13 protein-coding genes and 1 pseudogene are annotated in these 14,991 nt (G+C 68.0%); 11 read left to right on the top strand and 3 right to left on the bottom strand.

Annotation, left to right across the window (positions count from 1 at the left end):
* Nucleotides 1-69 precede the first annotated feature (69 nt).
* Nucleotides 70-1,344 carry a glycoside hydrolase family 3 N-terminal domain-containing protein gene (locus AAW14_RS15100; protein WP_265564148.1) on the bottom strand — a complete coding sequence of 425 codons (1,275 nt, stop codon included), beginning with the start codon at nt 1,342-1,344 and terminating at the stop codon, nt 70-72.
* Between the two features lie 778 nt (nt 1,345-2,122).
* Here AAW14_RS15100 and AAW14_RS15095 point away from each other — a divergent pair.
* The 3 genes from AAW14_RS15095 (at nt 2,123) to AAW14_RS15085 (ending at nt 7,480) form a co-directional block, all read left to right on the top strand.
* On the top strand, nt 2,123-3,883 hold the full coding sequence (locus AAW14_RS15095) for a trypsin-like serine protease (RefSeq protein ID WP_265564146.1): 1,761 nt from the start codon (nt 2,123-2,125) through the stop codon (nt 3,881-3,883).
* 206 nt (nt 3,884-4,089) lie between these two features.
* Nucleotides 4,090-5,715, top strand: a complete 1,626-nt coding sequence (locus tag AAW14_RS15090) for a penicillin-binding transpeptidase domain-containing protein (protein ID WP_265564144.1) — start codon at nt 4,090-4,092, stop codon at nt 5,713-5,715.
* A 94-nt stretch (nt 5,716-5,809) separates the two neighbouring features.
* Entirely contained in the window at nt 5,810-7,480 is a 1,671-nt protein-coding gene (locus AAW14_RS15085; protein ID WP_265564142.1) for a penicillin-binding transpeptidase domain-containing protein, read from the top strand.
* A gap of 82 nt (nt 7,481-7,562) precedes the next feature.
* Here AAW14_RS15085 and AAW14_RS15080 read toward each other — a convergent pair whose 3' ends face one another.
* Nucleotides 7,563-8,135: a TetR/AcrR family transcriptional regulator gene (locus AAW14_RS15080; protein ID WP_265564141.1), complete on the bottom strand. Its 573-nt coding sequence runs from the start codon at nt 8,133-8,135 to the stop codon at nt 7,563-7,565.
* A 387-nt stretch (nt 8,136-8,522) separates the two neighbouring features.
* On the opposite strand from AAW14_RS15080, the gene AAW14_RS15075 reads away from it, so the two are divergent.
* Both AAW14_RS15075 and AAW14_RS15070 read left to right on the top strand, forming a co-directional pair.
* On the top strand, nt 8,523-8,894 hold the full coding sequence (locus AAW14_RS15075) for a hypothetical protein (protein ID WP_265564139.1): 372 nt from the start codon (nt 8,523-8,525) through the stop codon (nt 8,892-8,894).
* A 140-nt stretch (nt 8,895-9,034) separates the two neighbouring features.
* Nucleotides 9,035-10,303, top strand: a complete 1,269-nt coding sequence (locus AAW14_RS15070) for an FAD-dependent monooxygenase (protein WP_265564137.1) — start codon at nt 9,035-9,037, stop codon at nt 10,301-10,303.
* A gap of 123 nt (nt 10,304-10,426) precedes the next feature.
* Here AAW14_RS15070 and AAW14_RS15065 read toward each other — a convergent pair whose 3' ends face one another.
* Nucleotides 10,427-10,807: a hypothetical protein gene (locus AAW14_RS15065; protein ID WP_265564135.1), complete on the bottom strand. Its 381-nt coding sequence runs from the start codon at nt 10,805-10,807 to the stop codon at nt 10,427-10,429.
* Nucleotides 10,808-10,845: 38 nt separating this feature from the next.
* Here AAW14_RS15065 and AAW14_RS15060 point away from each other — a divergent pair, with 38 nt between their 5' ends.
* The 6 genes and pseudogenes from AAW14_RS15060 (at nt 10,846) to AAW14_RS15045 (ending at nt 14,870) form a co-directional block, all read left to right on the top strand.
* Nucleotides 10,846-12,165 (top strand): FAD-dependent oxidoreductase, encoded by a 1,320-nt coding sequence (locus tag AAW14_RS15060; RefSeq protein ID WP_265564133.1) that lies wholly within the window; start codon nt 10,846-10,848, stop codon nt 12,163-12,165.
* Nucleotides 12,162-12,833, top strand: coding sequence for a HEAT repeat domain-containing protein (locus AAW14_RS15055; protein WP_265564131.1), 672 nt, complete (start codon nt 12,162-12,164; stop codon nt 12,831-12,833). The genes AAW14_RS15060 and AAW14_RS15055 overlap by 4 nt, the downstream gene beginning before the upstream one ends.
* A gap of 297 nt (nt 12,834-13,130) precedes the next feature.
* A pseudogene (locus tag AAW14_RS39745) lies at nt 13,131-13,187 on the top strand (hypothetical protein); the annotation flags it as partial.
* Nucleotides 13,188-13,202: 15 nt separating this feature from the next.
* The gene (locus AAW14_RS39740) at nt 13,203-13,397 is read left to right on the top strand and encodes a pentapeptide repeat-containing protein (protein WP_416223306.1); all 195 of its coding nucleotides are present in this window, start codon (nt 13,203-13,205) and stop codon (nt 13,395-13,397) included.
* 206 nt (nt 13,398-13,603) lie between these two features.
* Complete coding sequence (locus AAW14_RS15050; protein ID WP_265564129.1) at nt 13,604-14,500, top strand: NAD(P)-dependent oxidoreductase; 897 nt, start codon at nt 13,604-13,606, stop codon at nt 14,498-14,500.
* 94 nt (nt 14,501-14,594) lie between these two features.
* A complete protein-coding gene (locus AAW14_RS15045; RefSeq protein ID WP_265564127.1) occupies nt 14,595-14,870 on the top strand; it encodes a DUF1876 domain-containing protein in 276 nt (91 codons plus the stop codon).
* Nucleotides 14,871-14,991 lie beyond the last annotated feature (121 nt).

The following is a 14,991-nucleotide window of genomic DNA, read 5'->3' as shown; positions in this document are numbered from 1 at the left end:
CGACGAGGGTGCGGCGGGCTGCCGCGCCCTCGTGGTCGCTGTCGGTCGTCAGCCGCGATCCACTCGCGCTCAGGGGCAGAGATTCACGTGCCGCACGGCCAGGACGTGCCCCGCCGCGTCGATGAGGCGGCTGCGGGCGAGGTGTCCGCCGGCCACCGCATTGGTGATCGCCGAGGCGATCGAGGACGTTTGGGAGCTGACATTGCCACCCAGGTCGAACATGACCATGTCGGCACCGGAGCGCAGGGCCTGGGCGGCGGCGGCGGGGATGCTGAAGCCGGCTGCGGAGATCGCCTTGGCGCTGAGCGAGTCGGTGACCACCAGCCCCTTGAAGCCCAGCTTGCCGCGCAGCTCGGAGCTGATGGCGGTGGGTGACATGCTCGCCGGATTGGTGCCCAGGCCCGGCACGATGTTGTTGGAGACCATGATGACCGGGGCACCGGCCTTGATGGCCGCTGTGAACGGCGGGATGCCCACCTTTTGCAGGGTGGGCCAGGGCAGGGTGCGGGCGGGGCCGAAGTCGGAGTTGTAGCTGGAGCCGCCAAGGCCCGGGAAGTGCTTGACGACGGGTATCACGTGTCCGGCGCGCAACCCGTTCATGTACGCGACACCGTCCGTGGAGACCACCGAGGTGCTGCCGCTGAAGGACCGCCATCCGTCGGGGTTGGTCCGGCTGGGGGCCATGTTCCTGCCGTCGACGTCGACCACCGGCGCGAGGTCCATGTTCACCTGGGCAGCCGACATATTGGTGGCGACCTTCGTGACGTTCTGCTGGATCTGAGCCGGGGTCCAGTGCGTGCCCATGTACGCGGGCCAGGGCAGGGACCCGACGAGGTTCGCCATGCGCTGGATGCCGCCGCCCTCCTCGTCGGTCATCACCAGCAGGCCCAGGTGGCCGGGTACATGGGACTTCAGGGCGGTCAGCCGGGAGCCGAGGTCGGACGGCGCCTTGCTGCCGAACAGCAGCACACCGCCCGCACCGGCGCTCACCTGTGGGGTGACGTCGGAGACCGAGGTCTCCGACACCGGGACGGCGATGGTCAGCATGGCCAGCCGGCGGTTCGACCACCCGGCCAGCTTCGTGCCGTTGGTGCACGAGGTGGCGGAGGCGGTGGGGTGCGGAGCGAGGGACGAAGGGGAAGGGGAAGGCGCGGCGGACGGGGCGTGGGACGCGCCGGGGCCACTGGAGTGCGGGGCCACCTTGGGGGTGCCCGTGCCACAGCTCGCCAGGAGCACCACCGCCACGGCGGAAGCGGTGCTCAGTCTGCGTGCGGTCGTGGCTCGGCCGGGGAACCGCGGCGGTGCAGTCGCGCTTCTGCGGTCACGGTACGACGGGAGATTCATCGCCAGGCCTCCTTCGGAAGACGCGACGGTACCCGTCGCGCTGAGGGCCGTATGAGCAGGAGGTGGGCCTCACGAAGCGTGGGATTCGCTCCCGCCCGCATTGTTCGCTGGTCCGCGGTCGACGTACCACCAGGATCTCGCGTTTCGGAGTCGGCCGGAAGCCGAGACGCCGTGAGCGGGGGCCGCTCAGGACTTGCCTTCTCCTCTTCCTGTTCCATGAACGGGGTGAGGTCGAAGGGGCGCGCACTTGGTGGAGGCGCGCCGTCGAGGCCGACGGCCCTCCGACTGCGATCGCCATCGGGCACAGGCTCTTGGAGCAAGGGGAGACCGAGACCTTCGTTTCCAGTACCCACCGGCGCAGACCCAGCCCATGCGCCTGGTTGGCGATCCCCCGGCTGGGAACCGACCACCAAGTCGCGCATGCGCAAAAGATTTCAGCTCTCCCGACGAGCGGACACACCACGAGGGCGCGGCAGCCTGCCGCGCCCTCGTGGTCGTTGTCGGCCGTCGACGAGCTCACCCTCAGCCGGCCAAGGACCCGGCTACCGCAGGTACATGATGACCCGCGCGTTTTTACGCGATCATGACGTGACGAACGGGTGAACATCCGTCGACTAGTTGTACGATCAAGCGATTTTCATCAAGCTTTCAACTTTCGATCGTACAGGAGACGTGAGTGTCATCTGCCCACAGAAGTGGGAAACACCGCCGCCGGGCCCGGACCGTGGTACCTGCGGCTGCAGGCGCATTGGTCGTCGGGGGGATCGGCGCCTTCCTCATGGCACCGGCGCACGCGACGGACGTCCCGAAGACCACCCTGAGCGCCCACCACGTGCCGACCCAGGCCCAGTTGCGGGCCAGGATGCGCGGTGCCGAGAAGGGCAAGCGCCTCACCACCGTCACCGCGGGGCCGGCCGCGTCGGCGTCCAGGACAGCGGCGTCGAACTCCTCGACAGCCGCGCCGTCGGCATCCGCCGCCACCTCGCCGACGCCGTCGGCCACCACCTCCACGGCCCCGTCCAGGACCGTCGAACCGCAGATAATCGGCGGCCAGACGGCCAACTTCTCCTCGGCACCCTGGATGGTGCAGCTGTGGTACTCCGACCCGGCCACCGGGGACGGGTTCTTCTGCGGCGGCACGCTCGTCGCGCCGACGAAGGTCCTCACCGCGGCGCATTGTGTCGCCGGCTATGACTGGGCCGACAACGGCGCCGTCGTCTCCGGCAGCGCACAGCTGCCGAGCTTCGACAGCAACGGCAACGTCACCAGCATGAACGGCGGCACGGCCAACGCCGTGCTGCGTCAGTGGAGCCACCCGTCCTTCGACTTGGCGGCCGCCGACAACGACGTGGCCGTGCTGACCCTGGACTCGCCCGTCGCGGGCAAGACGCTGCCGATCACCTCCGCGACCGACACCGCGTCGTACACGCCCGGCACCCCTGCCACCGTCTACGGCTGGGGCAGGACAAGCTCCACCAACAACGACATCTCGCAGATGCTCCAGACGGCGCAGATGTCGATCGACGCCGACTCGACGTGCAAGGGCTACTACGGCAGCGACTTCGTCTCCGGCCACATGACCTGTGCCGGGAACCCGGCGACCGGCTCCGACAGCGGAACGGTCGCGACCTGCAACGGCGACTCCGGCGGTCCGCTGGTGGTCGGCGGCAGGATCGTCGGCGTGGTCTCCTGGGGCGTGAAGGACTGCGTCGCACAGGGGTCGTACAGCGTCTTCAGCAAGGTCGGCACCTACGCCACCACCATCGACCCGCGGCTTGACGACACCGACCTGAGCGGTGACGGCCTGGCGGACACGTTCGCGGACACCTCGGGCGGTTCGGCCTACGAGTACGACTCCAAGGGGACCGGCTTCGCCGGCCGGCAGTCGCTGAACGGTGTGAGCTGGTCCGGTCTCAATCTGGTCCGACAGGCCGACCTGAACCGCAGCGGCTACCAGGGCTTTGTGATGCGCACCACGGGCGGCTCGCTGATCTGGCGGCACATCGACCCGAGCTCGTACGGCGTCGTGGACACCAACCTCGGCAGCGGCTGGAACTCGATGAAGGTCCTGACGCTCCCCGGCGACCTCAACGGTGACGGCTACTGCGACCTGATCGCGGTGGACTCCAGCGGCAACATCTGGCTGTACCCCGGCACCGGCAAGGGCTACTTCGGCTCCCGGGCCAAGGTCGGCTACGGCTGGAACATCTACGGCGGAAACGTCCACGGCCACGGTGACTTCACCCACGACGGCCACCCGGACCTGCTGGCCCAGGACAGCTCCGGCAACCTGTGGCTGTACAAGGGCACCGGCAGCGCGACGACGCCGTTCGCGTCGCGGGTCAAGATCGGCTACGGCTACCACTACACCGCGTACGACGCCGTCGGCGACGTCACCGGTGACGGCAACGCCGACCTGCTCACCCGCGACAGTTCCGGCAACCTGTGGCTGTACAAGGGCACCGGCTCTGCCACCGCGCCGCTGAGCGCCCGCGCCAAGGTCGGATACGGCTACAACATCTACAGCCTCTTCGGCTGATCCGGCCGGACCTGCCGAAAAGGTCACACATCGACGGGCGGGCCCGTGCACCCCTGATCTGGGCGCGCGGGCCCGCCCCTCGCGGCCGCCACCGAGGGGTTGGTCATGTCCCTGATCACCGTTCGGACAACATGCGAACACAATCCCCACACGCTCCCCTCGCACCGCATACAGTTTCGAGCCCTACGGGGAGGGGACGACGCGTCATGCGCAAGGGGATCAAAGCCGGCGTGGTCGGCGGGGTGTTCGCGGTGGTGGTGGGGGGAGCCGGGTACGGGGCGTACAACATCCTGTCGGCGCTGCACGACAGTTCGACAGGCGGCACCGGCGCCGCGTCCGTGAAGACCGGTCCGCCGTCCGCGAGCGAGGTCGAGGAGACGGGCCACAAGTTCCTCGCCGCCTGGGAGAAGGGCGACGCGGCCACCGCCGCCTCATACACCAACAACGCCGCGGCGGCCGAGCAGTTGCTGACGGCGTACGGCACGAGCGCGCACATCACCGGGGCGCACATCACACCGGGGGCACGCAGCGGGGACTCGGTTCCGTTCACCGTGCGGGCGACGGTGTCCTACGGCGGGCAGTCCAAGTCCCTCGCCTACGCCGGCAGGCTGAACGTCGTGCGCGGGGTGACCACCGGGCGCGCGCTGGTCGACTGGCAGCCGTCCGTCGTCCATCCCGCCCTCGAGAAGGGCGACACGCTCCTCACCGGTGAGGCCACGGCCGCGCCGATCGAGGCGGTGGACCGGCACGGTGTGGTGCTGACCAAGGAGAAGTACCCGTCCCTCGGCCCGGTCCTGGACGCGCTGCGCGCCAAGTACGGCGAAGCGGCCGGCGGCAAGCCGGGCATCGAGCTTTCGGTCCGGCACGCCGACGGGAACGCGCCCGCCAAGACCCTGCTGACCCTCGCCAAGGGCACGCCCGGCACGCTGCACACGACGCTCAGCGCCACCGCGCAGGCGGCGGCCGAACAGGCCGTAACGCGGTACCCGGAGTCCTCGGTGGTGGCGGTGAAGCCGAGCACGGGTGAGGTGCTCGCGATCGCCAACCACCGCCGGGACGGCTTCAACGCCGCCTTCGAGGGGCGGCTCGCACCCGGCTCCACGATGAAGATCATCAGCGCGGCGACCCTCATCGACAACGGCCTCACCACCATGAACGGCCCGGCGCCCTGCACCGAGACGGCCGTCTGGCAGAGCCAGACCTTCCACAACCTCAAGGGCCTGGTCCCCGATGAGAAGGCGACGCTTGCGGGCAGCTTCATGCGTTCGTGCAACACGGCGTTCGTGAAGTTCGCGGCCAAGGTGAGGACCGACTCCCTCACCCGGGAGGCCGAGGACCGCTTCGGGCTCGGGCAGGACGACTGGAAGACCGGCATCGTCTCCTTCGACGGCTCGGTCCCCGCCTCCGCGGGCCCGGACACGGCGGCCAATCTGATCGGCCAGGGCCAGGTCCAGATGAGCCCGCTGAGCATGGCGTCCGTCACAGCGACCGCGACCACCGGCACGTTCCGGCAGCCGTACCTGGTCTCGCCGGAGCTCGACGACCGCCGGCTCGCCACCGCCAAGGGGCTGTCCTCGGGCACCGTCGCCCAACTGAAGGCGATGATGCGGCTGACCGCGACCCAGGGCACCGCCTCCCACGCGATGGCCGGGCTCGTCGGTGACATCGGCGCGAAGACCGGGTCGGCGGAGGTCGACGGACAGGCGAGGTCCAACAGCTGGTTCACCGGCTACCGTGACGACGTCGCGGCGGCGGCCATGGCCCAGGAGGGCGGGCACGGCGGCGACGCGGCGGGGCCGATCGTCGCAGCTGTGCTACGAACCGGAGGCTGAAGTCACTCTTGTCACCGCGGGACCCTAGGGTGGTTGTTCTCGTTGGGGAGCGTGAGGGCACAGGGGAACAGAGAACTGCGGAGGGTCGGAAGCTGTGGGCACGAGAAGGCGCATCGCCGAGCACAAGAAGGGCGGACCACTGGTCATCGGTGGTCTGATCGCTGTCGTGGGCGTGGGCGGGGCGTTCGCCGGATACAGCCTGGTGGGCGGCGGCGCCGCGGCTGATGACGGCGCGTCCGCCAGATCCGTCCACAAGACCGTGAAGACGGGCCCGCCGTCCGCGTCCGAGGTCCGTGCGACGGCCGCGGCGTTCCTCACGGCCTGGCAGCGGGGCGACGTCACGAAGGCGGCGGCCGCCACGGACGACTCGGCCGCGGCGACGCAGGCCCTGACCGGCTACCGCAAGGACGCGTACATCACGGGCGTGACACTGACGAGCGGAAAGCCGTCGGGAACCACGGTCCCGTTCTCTGTGAAGGCGACGGTGTCCTACCAGGGCAAGAGCAAACCGCTTTCGTACGCGACCAGGCTGACCGTGGTGCGCCGGGCCAAGGACGGCGTGCCGCTGGTGCGTTGGCAGCCGACGGTGGTGCACCCGGATCTGACCGACGGCGACCGTCTGGTCACCGGCGACGCGGGCACGCCCCCCGTCAAGGCCCTGGACCGTGACGGCGGCGAGCTCACGACGGACAAGTACCCGTCCCTGGGTACGGTGCTGGACGGCCTGCGCGAGAAGTACGGCAGGACGGCCGGCGGCAAGGCGGGCATCGAGCTGCGGATCGTGCGCAAGGCGGCAACGAAGGGCACGCAGAAGACGCCCGACAAGACGCTGCTGACGCTGAGCGAGGGCACGCCGGGCACGCTGAGGACGACGCTCAGCCCGGCGCTCCAGGCGAAGGCGGAGCAGGAGGTGGGGAGCAAGGACAAGGCGTCCGTGGTCGTCATGCGCCCGTCGACGGGCGAGATCCTGGCGGTTGCGAACTCCGACCACGGCTTCAACGTGGCCTTCCAGGGCTCGCTCGCCCCCGGCTCGACGATGAAGATCGTGACGTCGACGCTGCTGTTCGAGAAGAACCTGGCGTCGGCCGACAAACCGCACCCCTGCCCCAAGTACGTGACGTACGGCGGCTGGAAGTTCCAGAACGACAACAAGTTCGAGATCAAGAACGGCACGTTCAAGACGAGCTTCGCGATCTCCTGCAACACGGCCTTCATCAGCCAGGCGCAGAAGCTGCAGAACGACGACCTCACCAAGGTCGCCCAGCAGATCTACGGCCTGAGCATGAACGACTGGGCGATCGGCGTCCCGTCCTTCGACGGCGCGGTCCCGGTGATGAGCGACGCCCAGATGGCGGCCTCCCTGATCGGCCAGGGCGGCGTTCGTATGAACCCGCTGAACATGGCCTCGGTGGTCTCCACGGCGAAGACCGGCGTCTTCCACCAGCCGTATCTGGTCTCCCCCTCGGTGGACAACCGCACGCCGGCCAAGGCGGCCCGTACGATGTCGGCGTCGACGCAGGCCCAGCTGAAGGAGGTCCTCCAGTACACGGCGGAGGCGGGCACGGCCGCCAAGGCGATGGCGGGCCTCGGCCCGGACTACGGCGCGAAGACGGGCTCGGCGGAGGTCGACGGACAGAAGCAGCCAAACGGCTGGTTCACGGCGTGGAAGGGCGATCTGGCCGCCGCGGGCGTGGTCCAGGCGGGCGGGCACGGCGGCGACTCGGCGGGACCGATCGTGGCGGCCCTGCTGCGGGCGGGCAGTTGAGGCCTCCACAGGCCGGAAGCCCCGGCCTACGGCACCATCGACAAGTGTCGTCCCAGGCGGGGGCGACTTCTGCGCGGCCGGCTCACGCGCCTGGCGATCCTTCCCGGCCTGCGGGGGCGGGTCCCTTCGAGAGCGGGGGGTGGCCGTGCAAGAGGAGGCTGACGAGCTGGCCCACCACCGCCTCGCCCGGTGGTATGCGGTTCACCGCGGCCAGGTACACGACGGTTCCGGAGTAGATGTCGACCATCAGTGAGGTATCGGTGTCCGGCGGCAACCGGCCATCGAGGCGGGCCCGCTCCAGCAGGTTCACGACCGACGCTCGGCGGGGTTCGATGAGCTCGGCGAAGGCTCCGGTGCCGGTGGGATCCTCGATCACGTCGGCGAGAAGCGCCGGGAGGATCAGGCAGGTGGGCATGGCGGAGACGAGCTCGATGGTGAGACGGACGGCTGTGCGCAGGTCGGCTTCGAGGTCGCCGGTTTCGTGGATGGGAGGCAGGGGGACTTCTCCGCTGAGGGCCTCGATCACGAGTGCGGCCTTGTTCGGCCACCACCGATAGATGGTGGCCTTGCTGACTCCGGCCCGCCGGGCGATGCCTTCGAAGGCCAGCCGCTGGTATCCGACCTCGCCGAGCAGGTCTTTCGTGGCTCGGAGCACGGCTTCGTGAGATTCTCGGCGACGCCGCCGCGAGTCGGGCGTGATGCGGTCGGGCTGGGCGTACTCGGGAGCCAAAGTCCTCTGGCGGCCGTCTTGCGGCCTGGGAGCGTCCACCGCATGCCTCCCTTGTGAGCCACCGGCACCCCCCGTTGACTTTGTCCGGAAAGTGACCCTATCTTGGCGATACGAGGCGTTTCGTACTGTATGCCCCGCCTTGTATTCAATAGTAAGATCCGCAAGCCTGCCTGGAAACTACTGCGACGTGGTTCAGCAGGTCCGGCGGGTGGAACACCGCGCGTCAGACCCGCGCGCAGGATCTGGCGCATATGGGCGTTCCCCTTGAGCGCCCGGGATCCCTGTTACGACCCCCGGAAGGGGGACATCATCATGCGCGCTACGAGCAGGATGCGGCGGATAGCCGCTGTGGTCTGCACGGCACCCATCCTTGCCATCGCGGCCGGAGCCGGCGCCGCCAGCGCGGCCGCTCTCCCCTCGTCGTCCCATGTCGCTTCGGCTCCCTCCCACGACAGCAAGAGCCTGGCAGATCGCTGCTTCTTCGAAGACGGCTGGGGCTGGGGCTGGGGAGACCGCTGCTTCTTCGGTGACGGCTGGGGCTGGGGTTTCTTCGGTGGTGACCATGGCTTCGGTGACCACGGCTTCGGTGACCACGGCTTCGGTGACCACGGCTTCGGTGACCACGGCTTCGGTGGTGACCACGGCTTCGGTGACCACGGCTTCGGTGGCGGGCATGGCTACTGACGCTCCGGCGCAGTGAGCTCGCGATCAACGTGCGGCAGTTTTGTCGGTGCCGAATCCGGATGCCCGGACACCTCGGGCATCCGGACCCGTGTGAAGCGACAGGCCTCCCATCCGACTGATGGTCGGGGCGGTGCGTAGCGGTGAGGATCGTGTGCGTCGGTGCGGGGCCCGCGGGGCTGTACTTCGCGATCTCGGCCAAATTGCGCGATGCCGGGCACGAGATCACCGTGTACGACCGTGACCCGCCCGCGGCCACCTACGGCTGGGGCATCGTGTACTGGGACGACCTGTTGGACGTCCTCTATCGCAACGATCCGGAAAGCGCCCGGGAGGTCACCGCCAGGTCCGTGCTGTGGCAGGACCAGGAGGTGCGTGTGCACGACTCGAGCGGCGAGCAGACGGCGTACTTCGGGGGCTACGGATACAGCATGAGCCGATCTGCACTGCTCGACGTCCTGGCCCGGCGTGCCTCGCAACTCGGCGTCGACGTCCAGTACGGCCGCCGCGTTGCAGATCTCTCGACGCTTCCCGAAGCGGACCTTCTCGTTGCCACCGACGGTGGGAACAGCGGGATCCGGGGGCAGAGCGTAGCGTTCGGAACTCGCGTTGAAGTCGGGCTCAATCCCTACATCTGGCTGGGCACGGACCAGGAGTTCCGCAGCTTCATGTTCAGCTTCGAGCAGACGCCCGCCGGGTGGATCTGGTTCCACGCCTACCCATCGGTCGCGGGAATCAGCACCTGCATCGTCGAATGCTCACCGCAGACCTGGCACGGTCTGGGACTCGACGTGCTCGGCCGCGACCAGGGAGTGCGACTGCTGGAGGACATCTTCAAGCGAGCACTCGACGGCCACCGCCTGATCAGCCGATCACGGGGCGCAGCGGCGCACTGGCAGCGCTTCGCGCACGTGACCAACAAGACCTGGTACCACGGCGCGACGGTGCTCGTCGGCGACGCTGCCCACACCACCCACTTCACACTGGGGTCGGGGACCAGACTCGCGATCATCGACGCGATCGTCCTCGCACACAGCCTGCAGAAATACCTTGACATGGAGGACGCGCTGCGGGAGTACGACCGCCATCGCCGCGCGGAGCTCCATCCGGTGCAGGCGGCCTCGCGTACGAGCATGGCGTGGTTCGAGCACTTGGACCAGTACATCGACCGCGATGCTGTGGCGTTCGCGCACGCCATGTCGGTACGCCACGGTGGCCAGAACCCCTGGCACCACCAACTCCACCTTGCCACCCAGATCGCTGCCGTACGCACGGCACGGCGCGCCTTTGCCACTGGCCGACGTTGGTACCTCGCACGCCGGCGAGGCGAAGGGAAGGACGACCAGTCACGTCCAACTGGCCGACCACCGTGCCCGTCCGGACTTGATCAGCAGGGAAACCGTGAAGGGTAGACAGTGGGGGCATGGGACTTCGGCGGCGCCTTGCGGACGTCGCCGCCTGCGGATTCCCGCTCGCCGTCGTCTGCGTGGTGTTCGCGTGCACCGTAGGCGTCCTAGTCGCAGTCGGCGTGCACTTCAACACCTCAGGTGGGAACGCGGTGAAGGCCGGCAGATCGCGGCGGACGGTCTCCAGGTGGTCGGCGGCGGCAGGGCATCGCTGGTGGAGGTGTCGATGACCTGGTCCAACTGCCGCTCAGTTGCTTCGGCGTCGGGCTGCTCGAACATCGCCCGCAGCAGCGTCATCACTCCGCTGACCGCGGACTTCGGAGCGAAGACATGGCGGATCTTCCGCAGAGCCGGCTGCTCAACCAAGCTCGTCAGACACACCATCGCTGCCGTCCACACCCTGCTGATCTGCGAAAACGGAGGATGAAACAGATTCACTCCCGTCGAAAACTCCTTCGAGATGCACGTTCCGTCGGCCGGGGAGATGCTGGAAATGGTCTCCCTGCTCAACCGATTCAACATTCGGCGTTCCAAAGCCGGAGGTGGACATGGTTGATCTCGATGTGTTGGTCATAGGAGGGGGCGCTCAAGGGCTTTGGCTCCTCAATGATCTGACGAAACGCCAGTACCGCGCCGTTCTCCTGGAGCGCCACGAACTTGGTGGAGGCCAGACCTGCCACTCGCACGGCTTGATCCACCGGGGTCATTATTATGACGACGTCGACATGATGATCATCCTTAATGCTGCCGCGCAGTTCTGGGAGGCATTTGTTGACGCGAACGGACTCAGCAAGCTGAACGCATCACGCGCTCTGGCTGGGTTCGGATCGGGTACCGCGGTAAAGGGCCACACTTATATGTGGGACACCGCAGGCCTCAAGTTCGATCCGTGCGTAGAGGCCCCACCCATTCTCCGGGGCGGAAAAGCCAAGCACCTTTTCGAAACGGACGAGTTCTCGCTCGACACCAGCGAGGTCATCACGGGCCTGTCCCATGATGTAGACCACGCGATGTACAAGTTGGACGACCAGGATGATTCCTTGGCGTTCTTTCGCAAGGGGACGTCCATCGTGCGCGTGGACGCACTGCTTTCCGGTACGCGGGTCGATTTCCAGCCGAAGGTAGTGGTATTCACCGCCGGCGTCGGCAACTACGGCCTCTTGGCTCGGCTGGATGCCGATACGAACCTCGTGCCGGCGGGAACGCCTGTCCAAGCCCAGCGCAAGAATCACATGCTGATCGTACGCGGAAGCCATCTGCCCATGATGACGGCAGTCTTTCCGATCCGCGGTGGACTTCACGGCGTCTTCCTGTGTCCGCGCACCGACTCGACTACAGGAAAGAATGTATGGCTCGCGTCGGACCACAACAGCACACCATATCCCATGAATATCAACGGAGAGTCATCATCTGACCCCATACCCTCACCGGACTGGGTCCAGCGGATGCTGATCTCCCTCGGAGCAACAGCGCCAGAGCTGCTCACGGACGGGACAGTCGAGAATCTGGAGATGGCGGTATACACGGGACTTACGTCTGAGCGGAATTTCGGGGTGGGCCAGCACATGACTGACCTGTACATTGACCCTCTCGGCTTCGAAAATCTACTGGCGATCTGGCCGACCAAGCTGACGATGACGCCCTTCGCGAGCAACGTCGCCCTGCGGTTCATCCGTCCTAAGGTGCCAGAGCCGTCCGGCGCCTGGCCGACCGTTGGACGCGAAATTACGACACCGGCACCTCAAAAGGCTAGTGAGATGTGGTCCCGCCCGAAAGTAGAGGGCTCTTACGAGCATAAGACCGAGATGTTGCCATATCGCGAGTTCCTTGAGCAGTGGCATGTGGGCGAACGAGGAGGCCCGGCATGAGCGAGGAATTCAATCGGATCACCTCCGACCTGGCACAGGGCCGGGAGACGCAGCAACGCCAAGAGAGCTCCACACATCTGCGGAATCGGGTACTCGCCAAACGGCGGAGTCTGGAGAAGCGAGGCTCTCTGGCCAAAGCGGCAGAGCGCCAGCTGACGAAAGAAGGACTCCACAACCTCAATGCGGCACTCCAGGACGATGACCCATCCGTGCGGCTCAACGCTGCTATGAGTGCCGGGTATCTCGGCGACTCAACTACGGTTCCCTTCCTCGAAGACCTCAGCGCCGGCGGTAACCCCGACGCCAACTCTCGGTTTGCCGCCATCATCTCGCTGGGCGACATCGGTGGACCGCGTGGCGCCGGTGTCCTCAGCCGCCTGGCGAGCGACCCTGAAGAAATGGCAGACGTCCGCTTTGCCGCACTGACCGCGTTGGAAGAACTGGTCGCGAAGCGCATCACCTCCGGGCCGGACCGAAGGTTTGACCCACCGGAGAACTCCTCCACAGCCTCGCCACGCGCAGCCATGGACGAGCCGATCGAGGTGTCGGAGCGAAGGGTGGCAATCGTCCGGGACCTGAGGTCCATCGAGTCCGACACTTCCGCGGACGACATGCTGAAACTCAAGGCTGCCGACGTTCGCCGCTACCTGGACAGCGGCGTCGCCTAACGCCGGTGTTTCGCCCGGGGTGGCACGACGATCGTCCCAGCGACCCATCCGCCGGCCGTCAGATGCGTTCGCGCACCTGTGCACGGGCAGTACGGCGCGAGGCCAACACCCGATTCCCGTCCGACGCCGGCTCGCCGGTCGGGCAAACTGCCATGCCATGCACGGCAGTTGGAGCCGGGTACACCGCGCTCCCCTTGGTGAAGGTCCCCCATCCATACCTCCATCTGACAGAACGCCGCTAGCGCCGCGCGACCTGGCCCGCGTCAGCCGGCCGCACGGCGCCGTGCACTCGTCAGTGGAGCCCACGTCGACAGTGCCACCCTGCACAAGGCGAACCTCTACTACGCGGACCTCAGTAACGCCTTCCTCCTGCAAACCGACCTGACGGCGACGACTCTGAGCGGTGCCGACCTCCATGGTGCTCATCTCGCAGGCGCCCGTCTCAGCGGCGCCGAACTGTCGGGAGCGATCATCACTGATACCGGACTCACCGAAAAGGACCTGGCAACGACCCGTGGCAAGCCGAATCGCACACCGTCGGACACCGCGCCCAGCGTGCAGTGAAGGGGTGTTGCGGAGGACGGGTTGCGACGGGTCACCCGCCCGTGGCCGGGGGCGTCGCCGAGTGGCGGAAGCAAGCAGCGCGACCGAGGATGCCCAGAGGAAGGGACACGCCCCGACGGGGTTGTCCTGGCCGCCACCGGGAAGGCTCGCGCCTGGGCCAGCATGGCAGGCGCACCACCCATCACGCGGATCAGGAAGTTGACGTCATGACCGACAAGCTCACCGTGAGCGTCCTGGGCACCGGCATCATGGGGGCCGCGATGGCCCGCAGCCTCCTCCGTGCCGGGCACACCGTCCACGCCTGGAACCGCACCCGCGCCAAGGCCGAGCCGCTGGCCGCGGACGGCGCGCAGGTCACGGACACTCCCGCGGAGGCCGTGCGGGACGCGGACGTCGTGCTGACCATGCTGTACGACGGCAAGGCGGTGGCGGAGGTCATGCGGGAGGCCGCGCCCGCCCTGCGCACCGGTCTCCTCTGGGCGCAGTCGACCACCGTGGGCATCGAGGCCGTCGGCGACCTGGCCGCCTTCGCCCGGGAGCACGCCCTGGTCTTCTACGACGCCCCCGTGCTCGGCACCCGCCAGCCCGCGGAGGCCGGACAGCTGACCGTCATCGCCGCGGGTCCCGCCGGGGCGCGGGACACGGTGACGCCCGTCTTCGACGCGGTGGGCACCCGCACGGTGTGGACCGGCGAGGACGGGGCGGCGGGCAGCGCCACCCGGCTCAAGCTGGTGACCAACAGTTGGATCCTCGCGGCCACCGCGGCGGCCGGAGAGGTCCTGGCCCTGGCCCGGGCCCTGGACGTGGAGCCGCAGAAGTTCTTCGACCTCATCGCGGGCGGCCCGCTCGACATGGGCTATCTGCGGGCCAAGGCCGACCTCGTCCTGAACGGCGAGCTGTCACCGCCCAGTTTCGCGGTGGCGACCGCGGAGAAGGACGCCCGTCTGATCGTCGAGGCCGGGGAGAAGCACGGCGTCCGCCTCGACGTGGCCGCCGCCACCGCCGAACGCTTCCGCCGTGCCGCGGCGCAGGGACATGCCGACGAGGACATGGCCGCCGCGTACTTCGCCGGCTTCGACGACGAGGACTCCGGATCCTGTTGAAGGACAGCGAGCAGGCGGGGTGAGCCATGCCCGCGCCGTGCGTCGGGGGGCGATGAGGAGCACCCTGGAATCAGCGGTTCCGGAGGTGATCGTCATGATGCACACCGCAGTCGGATGGCACGTGGAGCTCGAATTCCAGGAGGACGACGACCGCACGCGGGCGGCGGCACTCGTACGGCTTCCCGACGGGAACGAAGTCCGGGCCCGCGGGTACGCCAGCCGCCACCGCACCGACTCCAATCAGCCACGGGTCGGGGAGGAGATCGCGGGGGCGCGTGCGCTCAACGACCTGGCGATGCAGTTGCTGACCAAGGCGCACGACGAGATCGACGAGGCGTCGGGGAGGACGTCGCACCCGCTGACCCACTGAGTGCCTCGCATCGATGCCCGTACGCGGCGGGTCAATACCCGAACGCGGCGGGCCCCTACGGGGTGATGCCCGTGTGGCACCGCCGCGCACGGACCCGCCGCGCACGGACCCGCCGCGCACG

It is taken from the genome of Streptomyces hygroscopicus, assembly GCF_026168105.1.
Classification (GTDB): domain Bacteria; phylum Actinomycetota; class Actinomycetes; order Streptomycetales; family Streptomycetaceae; genus Streptomyces; species Streptomyces hygroscopicus_D.
This window is presented reverse-complemented; position numbering and strand designations above follow the sequence as displayed.